The sequence below is a fragment of the Chryseobacterium sp. AC405b genome (assembly GCF_979258685.1).
In genome coordinates this window covers 1,143,584-1,157,957 of record NZ_OZ409877.1, presented here as the reverse complement: position 1 = coordinate 1,157,957, position 14,374 = coordinate 1,143,584, and the positions used below count along the sequence as shown (strand labels likewise).

Sequence of the window (14,374 nt, the reverse complement as noted above, 5' to 3'; positions counted from 1 at the left end):
GCAGTAATAATTACTTATTAATTTATAGGTTTTTACGATATTTATCATATACAATATCAGCAGGAGTTTAATTTAAAAATACTTAAATTTGCGACTGATTATGATACAGTATTCCAATACACATCAGACGTCAAATTTCGCTGTGCTTTCTGTGAGTTATGAGAAAGCCGATGTAGAAACAAGAGGGAAATTTGCATTTTTCGATGAAAATATTAAAAACTTTGTCACCCGAATTCATGATGAAAATTTAGGGGATGCGTTTGTGGTTTCTACCTGCAACAGAACCGAGATTTATACGACCACATCCAATTATCTTTTTGTCGCTGAAGAATACTGCAAAACTATTGGTGTTAATCTTTCAGACTTTTTGCCGTTCGCCAATATTTTAACAAAAGAAGAAGCACTGAATCATTTATTCAGAGTGGCAGCAGGATTGGAAAGCCAGATCATCGGAGATTTTGAAATCATCGGGCAGATCAAAAAAGCTTACGCAAGATTTAAAAAAGAAAGACAAAACTCAAATCCATTTTTGGAAAGATCGATTAACTCTGCAATCCAGATTTCGAAAAGGATAAAAAATGAAACTGCTATTTCAAACGGAGCCGCCTCGGTTTCTTATGCTGCCGTTCATTATATCTTAAATAATCAGAAGAAGCTGAACGAAAAGAATATTTTACTTCTTGGCGTGGGCGAGATCGGACAAAACACCGTAGAAAATCTGGTAAAACACGTTTATCAGCCGAAAATAAAAATAGCCAACCGAACTCAGGAAACTGCAGAGAAAATTTCTGAAAAATACCATATTCCGCATGTTGATTATGCCAATTTTGATAAAGAATTACAAAATACCGATATCTTAATTGTGGCAACAGGAGCTAAAACTCCTATCATCAATGCATCTCATTTCCAAAACGGGAGGGAAACTTTGGTGATTGATCTCTCCATTCCTCACAACGTAGACAAAAATGTTTCTGAAATTGAAAATGTAACATTAATTGATGTTGATGAGCTTTCAAAACAAATTCAGCAAACCATTCAGCAAAGGGAAAAAGAAATTCCGAAAGCAGAAAAAATCATCAAGGAAATGACCAAAGACTTCCTGGAATGGGAGAAAAAGAGAAAACTGGCACCCAATATCCACCATTTCAAAGCGGTCTTAAAAAATATGGAACGCAACGAAATGCACAATTTCTACAGAAAAAATAAGTACATCAATATCAACGACATGGAGCTTTCTGAGAAGATGATTCAGAAAATTACCAATCGTTTTGCAAAATATATCATCGATAATCCTCTCAAAGCCGAAGAAATTAGTAAATTAATGCACGAAATATTAGTTGAACAACCAAACAACGAATTCAATGAAAAGCATTAGGATAGGAACCCGAAATTCGGCACTTGCACTTTGGCAGGCCAGAGAAGTAGCCAGGCATTTGCAAAACAACAATTACCTCACAGAGATTACTCCAATCGTTTCTTCAGGTGATAAAAATCTCAATCAGCCACTTTATTCTTTAGGAATTACCGGTGTTTTTACAAGAGACCTGGATGTAGCTTTATTAAACGACGAAATTGATATTGCCGTACATTCTTTAAAAGATATCCCTACGCAATTACCTCACAACATAGAATTGATTGCGCATCTTGAAAGAGATTTTCCGCAAGACGTTCTGATCAGAAGAAAATCTGCGAAAGATAAAGAATTTCACGAACTGAAGCTGGCAACAAGCAGTTTGAGAAGACGGGCTTTTTGGTTAAAACATTATCCTAATACAGAATTTTCTGACATCAGAGGAAACATACAGACAAGACTTCAAAAACTGGAAGAACAGGATTTTGACGCAACCATATTATCTTTAGCCGGAATCAAAAGAATGAAAATGGACATCAATTACGAGATGCTTCCCGTAATGATTCCTGCAGCTTCCCAAGGTGTGATTGCCGTTGTGGGACATTCTGAAAAGCCGGAAATCAATGAAATTTTAAAATCAATTAACCATCAACAAACGCAAATCTGTGTAGAAATGGAAAGAAATTTCCTGAGCACATTAGAAGGCGGGTGTACTGCTCCTATCGGTGCTTTTGCAGAGAAGATTGAAAATCAAATCCGCTTCAAAGGGGCACTTTGCTCACTTGACGGGAAAAACTACATCGGCATCGACGAAAGTTTTGAGTATAATGAAGAAGAGAATTTTGGAGAGAAATTTGCCAACATCGTTTTAGAAAACGGAGGAAGAGAATTGATGGCAGAGATTAAAAGCCAGCTTTAACTGATTTAAAATTATTAAATTCCAGATTTTACATCAATGAAAAAGTATTTATCCATACTTGTCATGTTGGTTTTTGTTTTTACAGCACAAGCTCAGTTTTCTCAGAAACTTTCTGATGCGGCTTTGAGTTTAACAAAAAACAAAGTCACTTACGATCCCGCTTATTTTTCAATCAAATATCCAAATGGTGATGTTCCGGCGGACAAAGGTGTTTGCACCGATGTTGTTATCAGAGCGTACAGAAAACTCGGAATTGATTTACAAAAGGAAGTGCATGAAGATATGAAGAAAAACTTTTCTAAATATCCTAAAAACTGGGGTCTGAAAAGACCAGATACGAATATTGACCATCGCAGAGTTCCCAATCTGAGAGTTTTCTTTGCAAAATTCGGGAATTCAAAATCTATTGAAACAAATCCTGCTTTGTATGCTCCCGGAGATATTGTCACATGGCTTTTGCCGGGAAATTTGACCCACATCGGAATTGTAGTCAATAAAAAATCGGCTGACGGAAAAAGATATCTGATCGTTCACAACATCGGTGGCGGACAAGTAATTGAAGATTGCCTGTTTAAATTTACAATTACCGGGCATTATCAATATCCGAAATAATTATTCATGAAGAATTTTATCTGCACTTTATTTTTATTGATATTAAATTTTTCTTTTGCACAGAAGATTGATTTTAAGGTGATTAATAAACCCATCAATTATTCAGAACAGAGAATTCGTCTCAGCTTAGAATATCTGAAAGACCACCACGGTTTGATTCAAAAATCGGCGACGATTGTTCCGAAAATGATTGTTCTGCATTACACAGCAGGCGGAACTGTTGAAAGTAATTTTAAATATTTCAACAATACTCATTTAGAAAGTGCCAGAAATACTTTAAAAAAACAAAGTACACTCAATGTTTCTTCACAGTATATTGTTGACCGAGACGGAACCATTTATCAATTGATGGAACCCAATCTGTTTGCCAGACACACCATCGGACTGAATTACTGCGCCATCGGAATTGAAAATATAGGCAGTAAAAAACAACCGCTTACAGAAAAACAAGTTGCAGCAAACGCACAGTTAGTGAGATATTTAACTCAAAAATATAAAATAGAATACTTAATCGGTCATTCAGAGTACGGAGTTTTCAGAAATTCAAAACTTTGGAAAGAATCTGACCCAAAATATTTTACAGGAAAAGAAGATCCCGGAAAAGACTTCATGAGCAAAGTAAGAATTCAGGTCGCTGATTTAAAATTAAAAGATAAGCCGAGTAATTAATTCCTTTTTTAAAAACTTTGTGATCTTTGTTAAGTGAAACGCCTTAGCGAACTTAACAGTTAGTAGTTAAAAAAAGTCTTTAGGGACTTTGCGTTAAAATTTTATTCTTATTTAAATGTAAGATTTAGAAAATGAACATTTTATTTACCAAAAACATAGATTCAGAAATACTTTCCAAAGAATTGGGAAACGGTATTTCGGCTGAATGTGTTGAGGTTATTCATATCGAAAATCTGCAGGTTGAAGCATTTGATTTAAAAAATTACTCTTTGATTTTTACAAGCTCGAACGGTGTAAAATCTTTTTTTGAAAATCAGTTTAAACCCAATGAAGATTTTGCAGCAAAAAATTACAATAAAATCTACTGCGTTGGTGAAAAAACAAAAAGAGAACTTCGAAAAAATGGTTTCGGAACTTTTAAAGTTTTAAAAAATGCTGATACCCTTTCAAAATTCATCATTGATCATTGCCAGAACGAGAAATTTATTCATTTCTGCGGAAATCTGGCGATTGATGTTTTAGACAGAAAACTTCCGCTTCAAAATATCGCCTACAAAAAAGTGACTGTTTACAGTACAAAAGAAATCTATCCTGTAATAACTGAAAAATATCATGCAATAGTTTTTTTTAGCCCAAGTGGAGTTCGTAGTTTTGCGAAAAATAATTCTTTAGAAAATGTAGCTCTTTTTTCAATCGGAGAAACGACCTCAAAAGAGTTAAGAATGCATACAAAATCTGAGATTTTTACAAGCAGAAAAAATACTTTATCAAACCTGTTGTTGGTTATCAAAGATGCTTTAAAGAACAATAATCTTGAAGCAATCAATTGAAAAGCCAACAATTATCAACTTATATTATGATTAAAAACGACCTATATTTAAAAGCACTTCGTGGAGAAACCGTAGAAAGACCGCCGGTTTGGATGATGAGACAGGCAGGAAGATATTTACCCGAGTTCATTGCACTACGTGACAAATACGACTTTTTTACCAGATGTCAGACTCCGGAATTGGCTTCAGAAATCACCGTTCAGCCGATCAGAAGATATCCTCTGGATGCTGCGATTTTATTTTCCGACATTTTGGTGGTTCCTCAGGCAATGGGAATTGATTTTAAAATGAAAGAAAACGTAGGTCCGTGGTTGGATAAACCGATCAGAACAATGGAAGATGTACAGAATGTGATTGTTCCGGATGTGAATGACACTTTAGGATATGTTTTTGATGCTATCGAATTAACATTAATTAAATTAGACAACGAAATTCCATTGATTGGTTTTGCAGGTTCACCTTGGACACTGCTTTGCTACTGCGTGGAAGGAAAAGGCAGCAAAGCTTTTGACATTGCTAAATCTTTCTGTTTCCAGCAGCCGGAAGCTGCCCATTTATTGTTGCAGAAAATCACAGATACTACGATTGCTTATCTAAAAAGAAAAGTTGAAAAAGGTGTTTCTGCCGTTCAGGTTTTTGATTCTTGGGGCGGAATGCTTTCTCCACAGGATTATCAGGAATTTTCCTGGAAATATATCAGCCAGATTGTTGAAGCTTTAGCTCCGTTAACTCATGTTGTCGTGTTCGGAAAAGGATGCTGGTTTGCATTAGAAGATATGACGATGTCGCCTGTTTCCGCTTTGGGTGTTGACTGGACTATCAAGCCGGAATTGGCAAGAACATTAACGAATCACACGATGACTTTACAAGGGAATTTTGATCCCGCAAGATTACATTCTACTCCTGAAACCATCAAAAAAATGGTGAACGAAATGATCAATCGTTTCGGTAAAGACAGATATATTGCGAATCTCGGTCACGGAATTCTACCAAATATTCCTTTGGAAAATGCGGAAGCATTTATCAGAGCGGTTGTGGATTGGAAACCTAATAATTAATTGTTTAAGCTTTTTTCCGGATAAAATTCCGGGGAAATCTAAGCTATCTTAAAACATTGCCGCAATTCTTATACGGAATGATATTTAAATACCATAAAAAACCCTTTCAACAAAAAGCTGAAAGGGTTTTCTTTATCAATAAATGATTAGTTAATCTCTGTAATGAAATCTTCTTTTGATTTTCTTACTTTCGTCAAGTTTGCCAACCAGTCATTTTCTTCATCTCTGTAGCCTAAAGGTAGAAGCAAAACGCTTTTCAGTCCTTTTTCTTTTAGGTTTAAAATTTTATCAACCTCTTCAGGAGAAAAACCTTCCATCGGTGTAGAGTCTACTCCTTCATAAGCTGCTGCAATAATCGCCGCACTAAAAGAAATGTACGCCTGCTTTGATGCATGTGTAAAGTTTTCTTCTGCCGTTCGCGGCGGGTACATAGCCAATAACTGCTGTCTGTAGTTTTCCCAGCCCTCGTTTTTGAAACCTCTAATTTCGTTGGTCAGATCAAACATAGCATTGATTCTTTCCTCCGTGTAATTGTCCCAAGCTGCAAACACCAACAAATGGGAAGAATCTGTGATCTGCGGCTGATTCCAGGCATGAGGTTTTATTTGCTCTTTAATTTCCTGATTAGAGATCACAATAATTTCAATAGGCTGCAAGCCGCTTGATGTAGGCGCTAATCTTGCTGCTTCTAAAATTTTATCTATTTTCTCCTGAGGAACTTTTTGCCCGTTCATCGCTTTTGTAGCGTATCTCCAGTTTAATTTTTCTAATAATTCCATAATTTTATTTTACGGGGCAAAATTAATTCAAATCAAATGAAAAAGATACCACAAATTAAAATTTGAAATATTGTTAAAATCTATAATGTAACAATTACTATTACATTATCTTTTACGACAGCATTCTCTTCGCTTTTTTTACACCTTCTACCAACAAATCAATCTCATGAAATGTATTGTAAACTGCAAAACTTGCTCTTACCGTTCCCGCAATATCAAAGAAATCCATAATCGGTTGTGTACAGTGATGTCCGGTTCTCACCGCAATTCCCATTTTATCGAGAATCATTCCTACGTCAGAAGAAATTCCCACTCCTTCAAGATTGAAAGAAACAACTCCTGTTCTGTTTGCTTTTTCGCCATACACTTTTAAACCTTCAATTTCTAAAAGATGTTTTTGAGCATATTCTAACAAAGCATTTTCATGCTGCTGAATATTTTCGTGACCTAAATGATTGATAAAATCAACAGCTGCACCAAGAGCGATATTTCCGCCCACGTTTGGAGTTCCTGCTTCATATTTAAAGGGTAAACCTGCATAAGTAGTTCTGTCAAAGGAACAAACTGCAATCATTTCTCCACCTCCGTGGAATGGTGGAAGATCTTCAAGAATTGACTGTTTACCGTACAAAATACCGGTTCCCATCGGAGCGTACATTTTGTGGCCCAAAAAACAAAGAAATCACAATCTAAAGCCTGAACATCAATTTTAAAATGCGGAGCCGATTGAGCACCGTCAATAACAATATAAGCATCAGAATGAGCTCTTGTTCTGGCGATAATTTCTTCAATCGGATTAATAATTCCCAATGCGTTAGAAACCTGGTTCACAGATACTACTTTTGTTTTTTCACTCAAAAATGTATCTAAATAATCAAGCTGCAGAATTCCGTTTTCATCAAGTGGGATGACGCGGAGCTTAGCCCCTGTTCTTTCGCACAGCAATTGCCACGGAACGATATTGGAGTGATGTTCGAGATAAGAAATGATAATCTCGTCATCTTTTTTAAGCTTTTGAGTTAAAATATAGGAGATGAGGTTGATTCCCTCTGTTGTACCTTTTGTGAAAATAACTTCAAAATCATGTTCTGCATTGATGAACTTCTGAATTTTTCTTCTCGAAAGCTCCATTTCTTCGGTTGCCAGCTGGCTCAATGTATGAATTCCTCTATGCACATTGGCATTGATTTCTGTATAATATTGATTCCAAACTTCTAAAACTGAATTTGGTTTTTGCGACGTTGCTGCATTGTCTAGATAAACCAAAGGCTTACCGTTTACCTCTTGGTTTAATATAGAAAACTGACTTCTTATTTCCTGAATGTCAAACATTTATTACAATTTTTATTATTCAATGTTCTTATTTAGAACACTTCAAATTTACGACATTTTAATTTGATGGATGTTGATTGAAGTCAGGATTTGATTTTGTTTACTACTAAATATTTAATAAAAATTACAAATGTTCGGTCCTGGCTTTTTAGTGTAGCCGTAAAAAAACCTGCCAATGAAATTGACAGGTTTTAGTATTATGATTAAGAAAATTCTTACTGAGCTGTTGCTTCTTCTGATGCAGGAGCAGCTCCTTCAGTTTCAGTTTCAGCTACAACTTCTTCTTCGTCATCATCAACCAATGCACCACCTTTAGCAGCATTTCTAGACATTTTAACAGCAACTACTACTGCATTGTCTGGGTGCACGAATGAATAACCTTCCGCTTTAAGACCTCCTACATAAAGTTTGTTACCAATCTTTAATGCAGTGATATCTACCACTACTTCGTCTGGCAAGTTTGCAGGAATAGCTTTTACTTTCAACTTTCTGAAAGACTGACGTAAAACACCACCAGCTACCACACCTTTAGAACGACCTGTTAATCTTACCGGAACTTCCATAACTACTGGCTTATCGTCAGATAATTGATAAAAGTCTGCGTGAAGAATTTTGTCTGTAACCGGGTGGAACTGAATATCTTGAAGAACTGCAGGAATTACCTGACCGTCAACTTCAATAGATACCGTGTGTGCTTCAGGAGTATACACCAACCCTTTGAACGCTTTCTCTAATGCAGAGAAGTTCAATGGCTCGCCACCTCCGTAAACAACACAAGGAACTAATTCAGCATCACGTAAAGCTTTTGTCGACTTTTTGCCCACGCTTTCTCTTTTTGTACCTTGAATTGTAATAGATTTCATTTATAAAAATTTAAAAATTTGTTTTGATTTTAATTCGCAAACAGTTTATTACCAATTAGATAACGAACTTACTGCTAATTGATTGATGCTCATGCACCATCTTCATAACGTCAGCAAATAATGGGGCGCAAGATAGCACTTTTATTTTAGATGACAAATTAGTTTTTACAGGAATTGAGTCAGTTACAATCACTTCCAGCAATTGTGAGTTCTCAATGTTCTCATAAGCCTTCCCGGAAAGCACACCGTGAGTAGCCATTGCTCTTACAGATTTTGCTCCTTTTTCCATTAAAATATCTGCAGCTTTGCAAAGTGTTCCTGCGGTATCAATCATGTCATCAATCAGGATTACGTTTTTACCTTCCACATCTCCGATAAGGAACATTTCTTCTATAACATTCGCTTTTTTTCTTTCTTTATAAGCAATTACAACGTCTGCTCCTAAGTGACCTGCGTAGTTTTTAGCTCTTTTTGCACCTCCCATATCCGGAGACGCTATGGTAAGATTATCAAGATTCATATCTCTGATGTAATCTACAAAAATCGTAGAAGCATACAAATGATCTACAGGAATTTCAAAGAATCCTTGAATTTGATCTGCATGAAGATCCATCGTCATGATTCTTGTGGCTCCGGCAGCCGTTAAAAGATTTGCGACCAATTTTGCTCCGATAGGAGCTCTGGGTTTATCTTTTCTGTCTTGTCTTGCAAGCCCGAAATAAGGAAGAACTACAGTAATGCTTTTTGCAGAAGCTCTTTTTGAGGCATCAATCATTAGAAGAAGTTCTAAAAGATTGTCTGCCGGTGGAAATGTAGATCCGATAAGGAAAACTCTCCCGCCTCTTACAGATTCGTCTAAAACAGGTTCAAATTCACCATCACTAAACTCCTGAAAGTTGATTTTTCCTAATGCTTTGCCATAGTATTGGGCAATTTTTTCTGCAAGATCCTTGCTGGTTCTTGTCGAAAACAGATAACTTTGTTGATCGGCCATTTTTACTTTTTAAAAGATTTTGCAAATTTAAAAAAAAACCACAAGAATAGTCTTGTGGTTTCCATTTTTATTTTTTTCCCTTTTTTATGGGAATGTAACGCCTGAGTATTTATTAGGATCCACTTGGGGTAAAGTAGATTTATACTTTGCATTGATAGATTTTATAAATTCGTTGGCAACAATAGCATATCCTCTACCAGTAAGGTGTACACCGTCTAATGAAAACGCTCCTCCTGTAACGAATGTTGCTGTATATCTCACTCCGTTCCAAGAAATTCCTGATTTAGAGTTTAGTTCTATCATTTTAGCATTCATATCAACAAATGCCAAACCTTTAGAATCTGCCAGAGATTTGATTGTTGTATTATAAGAAGCCGTTGCCGTTAAAACTTTGGCAGCCTCCATTTCTGTAAGAACCAATTTATCTTCCAAAGGTACAGATGTACCACCACCAGCTTGAGGAGTAAGTACTGCGCTTGCTGTCAATAGAATATAATCTTTAGCTGTGGTTTGTCTGTATTTTGGCAAACCTGGAACCGTTGCCAAGTCTTTATCTGCGATTACTGCACCATTAGCAACTGCTCCGGCTGTAAATTTGATTAATCTTTTTTGATATTCGGCATCATTTATTGCTCCTAAAGCTTTTGCCTGTGCTAATCCTGCATTGTATGCTGCATAACCTCCATTCAGTTGGGTAACTTGTGCATCTGTAAGATTAGTAAGAGGCATTGCCGGAACTCTTGTAAAGAATGGTACATTGGTTACGTTTGGAATATTCGCAACCACACCTTTTCTTGTAGTACCTGCAGGAAATACGGCACTAACCAAAGCAGTATACGTATTCGTAAATCCTACGCCTACTGCACCGTCTACCGGAGTAATAGGGTTTGTTCCGTCTCCTCCTGTGGTTGCATATCCTAAAACATCATTATTTCCAATCCATAAAGAAACAAAAGTTGGGTTTTGAGCCAATGCATCCCCAACAACCGAAGCGGTAGTAGAAGAAGCAAATCTTACAAAATAAGGATTTGCAAGTCCTAAAGGAAGACCAGCCGGATTACCATAACCCGGAGCTAATAAGTGAGATACTTTAGCACCAGGAACTCCCATATTTTGGTATGGCGCACCAGAAATTACATTATCTAAAGCAGCAGCTGGATTATTAGGCACCGGACTCAATGATCCATTCACCATTTTAAGCTCGAGTTTTCCTGGAAAACCGGGTAAACCAATAAATCCTCCGACGTTATTAGGCATCAAAGGTTGTTTAAAATCTCCTCCTCCGGCAAGCTTCATCTGCATTGCGATCATACTTGGAAAAGACTCGTTTTGTCCACCAGAATATAACGCTCCGTCTCTGTATCCTGAAGTCAGTGAATTTCCTAAAGAAATAAACCTTGAAAAATCTGCTTCACCTTTGGTCACAACGATGTCTTGTACGTCTGTATCAAAATCTGTTTCACAGCTTGTTGTAAAAAACAATGCCGAAACAGCCAATGTTGATATTATTATTTTTTTCATATTATTCAATTAAAAAGGATTGTAAGATAAACCTAAACCAACATAAAATGCTTTAGCTTTTGCCTGACCATAAAAACCAAGATATTCATTTTTCACATCTCTGCTCTGTGGCATTACATATCCACCGGCAACATCTACTCCGAATTGTTTCATTTTAAATCCTAAACCGCCTGTAAGCACGAAAGAATCGAAAGAAGGTGTTTCGGGGATGAAGTTTTCATCCGTATAAGGAGACTCATCATAGTAAGCACCTAGACGGCCAAATATCATATTGGTAAATGCATATTGAGTTCCTAATCTCACAGTTTTCGAGTTTCTGAAATTTTTAGGAGCAACAAGCACTGTAGGATCTGCCTGATTACCGATCGGGGCATTGGCAAAATCTAATGTCAGCTTACTGTATCTTTCCCAACCGTGATAATTAAAGTCTGCCGAAATTAACCACTTTGGGGTTACTTTATAAGTTAGACCAATGGTATATTCTTCAACTAAAGGCAAAGTTGCAGTAAAACCATCCTGTCCAGCCGAATTCAAGCCTAATAAACCATTAACCGTACTTTGTGCAGGAACAGTAAATGTAGCGGTTCCTTTTTTAGCTTTCATGTCAACCGGAGAACGATAAGCGATACTCATATCAAACTTAGGATCGGGTCTGAAATAGAAACCAAAACCATAGCCGTGACCACTTGCCTTTTCATCGTTGATATTAACTGTTCCTCCGAATTGTGTCACCGCTTTATCCCAGTTTACCTGTCCTTTTGCATAAATATAACTTGCTCCAAAAGCCAACCAATCAGCCATTTTTACAGACACCATCGGCTGAAAGTAGAAACTTTTCAATTCTAATTTCTGCACCATTTCTCTGCCTTCCCAATCGTAAGGATATTGAATAGTGCTTCCGAAAGGCGTTGTGAAACTGAAACCGATGGATAATTTATCGATTGGTTTGTACGCAATCGCAGCATAAATAGGTGTTCCGATAGGATTATCAGTTTCTGTACTCTGCAGTGTATTTAAATTTTGAAAAGTAACTTTATTACTTGCTCCAAAACCTCCTGCAACAATGCTCAGTTTAGACGGAATGAATGACATACCTGCAGGATTGAAGAATGCAACACTCGCATCTTCAGCATGAGCACTGGTATGTGCCATCGCCAATTGCTTTACCCCTTGCAATGAAACCCTGAAGCCTCCTGCATAAGATAGAACCCCAGCCAATAAAGCAGTTGATACTAATATTTTTTTCATAGACATATATTATATAATCCAAATATAAAATTATTTTGACTACAAGTGTTAATTATTCTTAACATTTTAAACAAACCGACAAAAGAAAATTATGTTTAAAATAACACTTTTGATAATTCAACAACTAAGTGACTATTTATAAACACTTTACTCACAAAAATAATTAACTATAAATGCTGACGTTTAAGTTTAAACATTGAAGAAAATAAAGATTTACTATATTTGGAATTGTGTAAAGATAAAAATCAATAAATTTGCAAGATTAAATAAATTATAATATATGAGTTGTGGATGCAAAACATCCGGCGATTCTGCACATTCTTGCGGAACGAAATCCGCGAATGGCTGTGAAAGTGTAAATACCTGTGGTAATAGTTATAAATTAAGTGTTTTCGATTGGTTATCTAACGTACAAAACCCCGCATCTAACCGATGTGATTTTGTGGAAGTTAGATTCAAAAATGACAGAAAATCATTTTATAAAAATGTAAACAATATCCCTTTACATATAGGTAGCGTAGTAACAGTAGAATCTAGCCCCGGACATGATGTAGGTGTGGTAAGTCTCTCAGGAGAATTGGTAAAAATTCAGATGAAAAAGAAAAGATTTTCAACTGAAGACCCCCTTAAAATATACAGATTAGCTAACCAGAAAGATATTGAAATTTGGCAGGAAGCAAGAAAAAAGGAAGAAATCGTAAAAGTTGACGCCCGAAAAATATCTCACAGATTAGGTCTTGAAATGAAGATCACGGATGTGGAATATCAGGGCGACGGATCAAAAGTAACATTTTACTACACAGCAGACAGTCGTGTAGATTTCAGAATGTTGATTAAAGAATTTGCCGGAACGTTCAGAACTAAAATCGATATGAAACAGATCGGTTTCAGACAGGAGGCCGCAAAAATCGGAGGAATTGGCTCATGTGGAAGAGAATTGTGCTGTTCAACCTGGTTAACAGATTTCAGATCTGTGAACACCAACGTTGCAAGATATCAGCAATTAAGCATCAATCCTCAAAAATTAGCTGGACAATGCGGAAAGCTGAAATGTTGTCTGAACTATGAATTAGACAGTTATCTGGATGCATTAAGTCATTTTCCGTCGTCTTCAACAATGCTTGACACTGAAAAAGGAAGAGCTTTTTGTATTAAAATTGACGTTTTCAAAAAGAAAATGTGGTTTGCTTACGTTGACAGTTCAATGGCTTGGTACGATTTCGATATCGATTTAGTTAAAAAACTGATTGCACAAAATAAAAAAGGTGAAAAAATACTTCCGCTTGAAGAGCTGAAAGTACCGGATATTGCTTTACCAAGTGTAGATCTTATTCAGGAGAACAGTGTAGACAGATTTGAGAAGAAAAACAGAGGAGGTTATAATAAAAGCAGAAATCCTAATCAGAATCAAAACCCACATCAACCCAGACCGAATAACAATCAGGGACCAAGAAAAGATCGCCCGGAAAGGACTGACAGAAATGACAGACCTCAAAAAGCAGAGCGACCTGCAACTGATAAACCAGCAAACTCTGAAAGACCGAGAAATACAAATCCCAATGCAAAACCTAATCCTAACCAAAACCCAAATCAAAGACAGCCAAGGCCGCAACAGCCAACGCAGCAACCAAAGGTTCAGTTGGAAAATGCAGAGGCTAATGTAAATCCTGAACAGAAAGCGCAACCTGCAAAAAAGAAGTTTAAAAAGAAATTTCCTCCCAAAAAAGATAACAATGCATAGAATTTTAGGGATAATAATGCTTTCTTTTTTAATCGGATGCAGCACTTCCGGTGAAGATGTTATTATGAACTCTGTTGATAATAAATGGAGTAAGAAAGCTGAACAAAAATTTAAACTCGAAATCACAGATCCTCAAAATCCTAAAAATATTATATTTGTGGTAAGGAATAATAATGAATATCCTTACAGCAATATCAGATTTATTGTTAATTTTAAAAACCAAAAAAGCAAGATTGCCCAGGTTGATACCTTGAATTACATTTTGGCAAAACCAAATGGTGAATGGCTGGGTACAGGTTTTGGAGAAACGAAAGAAACATTATTTCAATATAAAACAAATTATAAATTCCCGGCTAAAGGAACTTATGAAATTGGAGTATTGCAGGCCATGCGAAACGACAATCTTCCGGGAATCGAAGACTTAGGTATAAAAGTAGAAACGGCTAAACCGTAATTA

General features: G+C 36.4%; 13 protein-coding genes and 1 pseudogene. 8 read left to right on the top strand and 6 right to left on the bottom strand.

Going from position 1 to position 14,374, the window contains the following annotated elements:
- The first annotated feature begins 100 nt into the window (after positions 1-100).
- The 6 genes from hemA to hemE all read left to right on the top strand — a co-directional run bounded on the left by hemA (position 101) and on the right by hemE (position 5,439).
- On the top strand, positions 101-1,375 hold the full coding sequence (gene hemA / locus ACZZZA_RS05605) for a glutamyl-tRNA reductase (protein ID WP_463430207.1): 1,275 nt from the start codon (positions 101-103) through the stop codon (positions 1,373-1,375).
- Entirely contained in the window at positions 1,362-2,270 is a 909-nt protein-coding gene (gene hemC / locus ACZZZA_RS05600) for a hydroxymethylbilane synthase (protein ID WP_463430206.1), read from the top strand. The genes hemA and hemC overlap by 14 nt, the downstream gene beginning before the upstream one ends.
- A 36-nt stretch (positions 2,271-2,306) precedes the next feature.
- Positions 2,307-2,882: a DUF1287 domain-containing protein gene (locus ACZZZA_RS05595; protein ID WP_463430205.1), complete on the top strand. Its 576-nt coding sequence runs from the start codon at positions 2,307-2,309 to the stop codon at positions 2,880-2,882.
- 6 nt (positions 2,883-2,888) lie between these two features.
- Positions 2,889-3,551: a peptidoglycan recognition protein family protein gene (locus ACZZZA_RS05590; RefSeq protein WP_463430204.1), complete on the top strand. Its 663-nt coding sequence runs from the start codon at positions 2,889-2,891 to the stop codon at positions 3,549-3,551.
- 131 nt (positions 3,552-3,682) lie between these two features.
- Positions 3,683-4,381 (top strand): uroporphyrinogen-III synthase, encoded by a 699-nt coding sequence (locus ACZZZA_RS05585; protein WP_463430203.1) that lies wholly within the window; start codon positions 3,683-3,685, stop codon positions 4,379-4,381.
- Positions 4,382-4,407: 26 nt separating this feature from the next.
- Positions 4,408-5,439 carry a uroporphyrinogen decarboxylase gene (gene hemE, locus ACZZZA_RS05580; protein WP_463430202.1) on the top strand — a complete coding sequence of 344 codons (1,032 nt, stop codon included), beginning with the start codon at positions 4,408-4,410 and terminating at the stop codon, positions 5,437-5,439.
- 146 nt (positions 5,440-5,585) lie between these two features.
- Here hemE and ACZZZA_RS05575 read toward each other — a convergent pair whose 3' ends face one another.
- From ACZZZA_RS05575 to ACZZZA_RS05550, 6 genes and pseudogenes are all read right to left on the bottom strand, one after another.
- Positions 5,586-6,218, bottom strand: a complete 633-nt coding sequence (locus ACZZZA_RS05575; protein ID WP_463430201.1) for an NAD(P)H-dependent oxidoreductase — start codon at positions 6,216-6,218, stop codon at positions 5,586-5,588.
- A gap of 112 nt (positions 6,219-6,330) precedes the next feature.
- Positions 6,331-7,550, bottom strand: a pseudogene (locus ACZZZA_RS05570) (aminotransferase class V-fold PLP-dependent enzyme).
- A gap of 215 nt (positions 7,551-7,765) precedes the next feature.
- A complete protein-coding gene (locus ACZZZA_RS05565) occupies positions 7,766-8,413 on the bottom strand; it encodes a 50S ribosomal protein L25/general stress protein Ctc (RefSeq protein ID WP_463430200.1) in 648 nt (215 codons plus the stop codon).
- A gap of 55 nt (positions 8,414-8,468) precedes the next feature.
- Positions 8,469-9,407, bottom strand: coding sequence for a ribose-phosphate pyrophosphokinase (locus tag ACZZZA_RS05560; RefSeq protein ID WP_463430199.1), 939 nt, complete (start codon positions 9,405-9,407; stop codon positions 8,469-8,471).
- Positions 9,408-9,491: 84 nt separating this feature from the next.
- Positions 9,492-10,928 (bottom strand): G-D-S-L family lipolytic protein, encoded by a 1,437-nt coding sequence (locus tag ACZZZA_RS05555; protein ID WP_463430198.1) that lies wholly within the window; start codon positions 10,926-10,928, stop codon positions 9,492-9,494.
- Positions 10,929-10,937: 9 nt separating this feature from the next.
- Positions 10,938-12,176, bottom strand: a complete 1,239-nt coding sequence (locus tag ACZZZA_RS05550; protein ID WP_463430197.1) for an OmpP1/FadL family transporter — start codon at positions 12,174-12,176, stop codon at positions 10,938-10,940.
- A 280-nt stretch (positions 12,177-12,456) separates the two neighbouring features.
- Here ACZZZA_RS05550 and ACZZZA_RS05545 point away from each other — a divergent pair, with 280 nt between their 5' ends.
- Together ACZZZA_RS05545 and ACZZZA_RS05540 are read left to right on the top strand one after the other, a co-directional pair.
- On the top strand, positions 12,457-13,917 hold the full coding sequence (locus ACZZZA_RS05545) for a PSP1 domain-containing protein (RefSeq protein WP_463430196.1): 1,461 nt from the start codon (positions 12,457-12,459) through the stop codon (positions 13,915-13,917).
- A complete protein-coding gene (locus ACZZZA_RS05540) occupies positions 13,910-14,371 on the top strand; it encodes a gliding motility lipoprotein GldH (protein WP_463430195.1) in 462 nt (153 codons plus the stop codon). Before ACZZZA_RS05545 ends, ACZZZA_RS05540 begins: the two co-directional genes overlap by 8 nt.
- Positions 14,372-14,374: the final 3 nt, after the last annotated feature.

What these genes read in the sequence shown, in the direction of transcription:
- hemE (WP_463430202.1), top strand. Translation starts at nt 4,408, where the DNA reads ATGATTAAAAACGACCTATATTTAAAAGCACTTCGTGGAGAAACCGTA.
- ACZZZA_RS05550 (WP_463430197.1), bottom strand. Translation starts at nt 12,176, where the DNA reads ATGAAAAAAATATTAGTATCAACTGCTTTATTGGCTGGGGTTCTATCT.
- ACZZZA_RS05555 (WP_463430198.1), bottom strand. Translation starts at nt 10,928, where the DNA reads ATGAAAAAAATAATAATATCAACATTGGCTGTTTCGGCATTGTTTTTT.
- ACZZZA_RS05560 (WP_463430199.1), bottom strand. Translation starts at nt 9,407, where the DNA reads ATGGCCGATCAACAAAGTTATCTGTTTTCGACAAGAACCAGCAAGGAT.
- ACZZZA_RS05590 (WP_463430204.1), top strand. Translation starts at nt 2,889, where the DNA reads ATGAAGAATTTTATCTGCACTTTATTTTTATTGATATTAAATTTTTCT.
- ACZZZA_RS05565 (WP_463430200.1), bottom strand. Translation starts at nt 8,413, where the DNA reads ATGAAATCTATTACAATTCAAGGTACAAAAAGAGAAAGCGTGGGCAAA.
- hemC (WP_463430206.1), top strand. Translation starts at nt 1,362, where the DNA reads ATGAAAAGCATTAGGATAGGAACCCGAAATTCGGCACTTGCACTTTGG.
- ACZZZA_RS05540 (WP_463430195.1), top strand. Translation starts at nt 13,910, where the DNA reads ATGCATAGAATTTTAGGGATAATAATGCTTTCTTTTTTAATCGGATGC.
- ACZZZA_RS05545 (WP_463430196.1), top strand. Translation starts at nt 12,457, where the DNA reads ATGAGTTGTGGATGCAAAACATCCGGCGATTCTGCACATTCTTGCGGA.
- ACZZZA_RS05595 (WP_463430205.1), top strand. Translation starts at nt 2,307, where the DNA reads ATGAAAAAGTATTTATCCATACTTGTCATGTTGGTTTTTGTTTTTACA.
- ACZZZA_RS05575 (WP_463430201.1), bottom strand. Translation starts at nt 6,218, where the DNA reads ATGGAATTATTAGAAAAATTAAACTGGAGATACGCTACAAAAGCGATG.
- ACZZZA_RS05585 (WP_463430203.1), top strand. Translation starts at nt 3,683, where the DNA reads ATGAACATTTTATTTACCAAAAACATAGATTCAGAAATACTTTCCAAA.
- hemA (WP_463430207.1), top strand. Translation starts at nt 101, where the DNA reads ATGATACAGTATTCCAATACACATCAGACGTCAAATTTCGCTGTGCTT.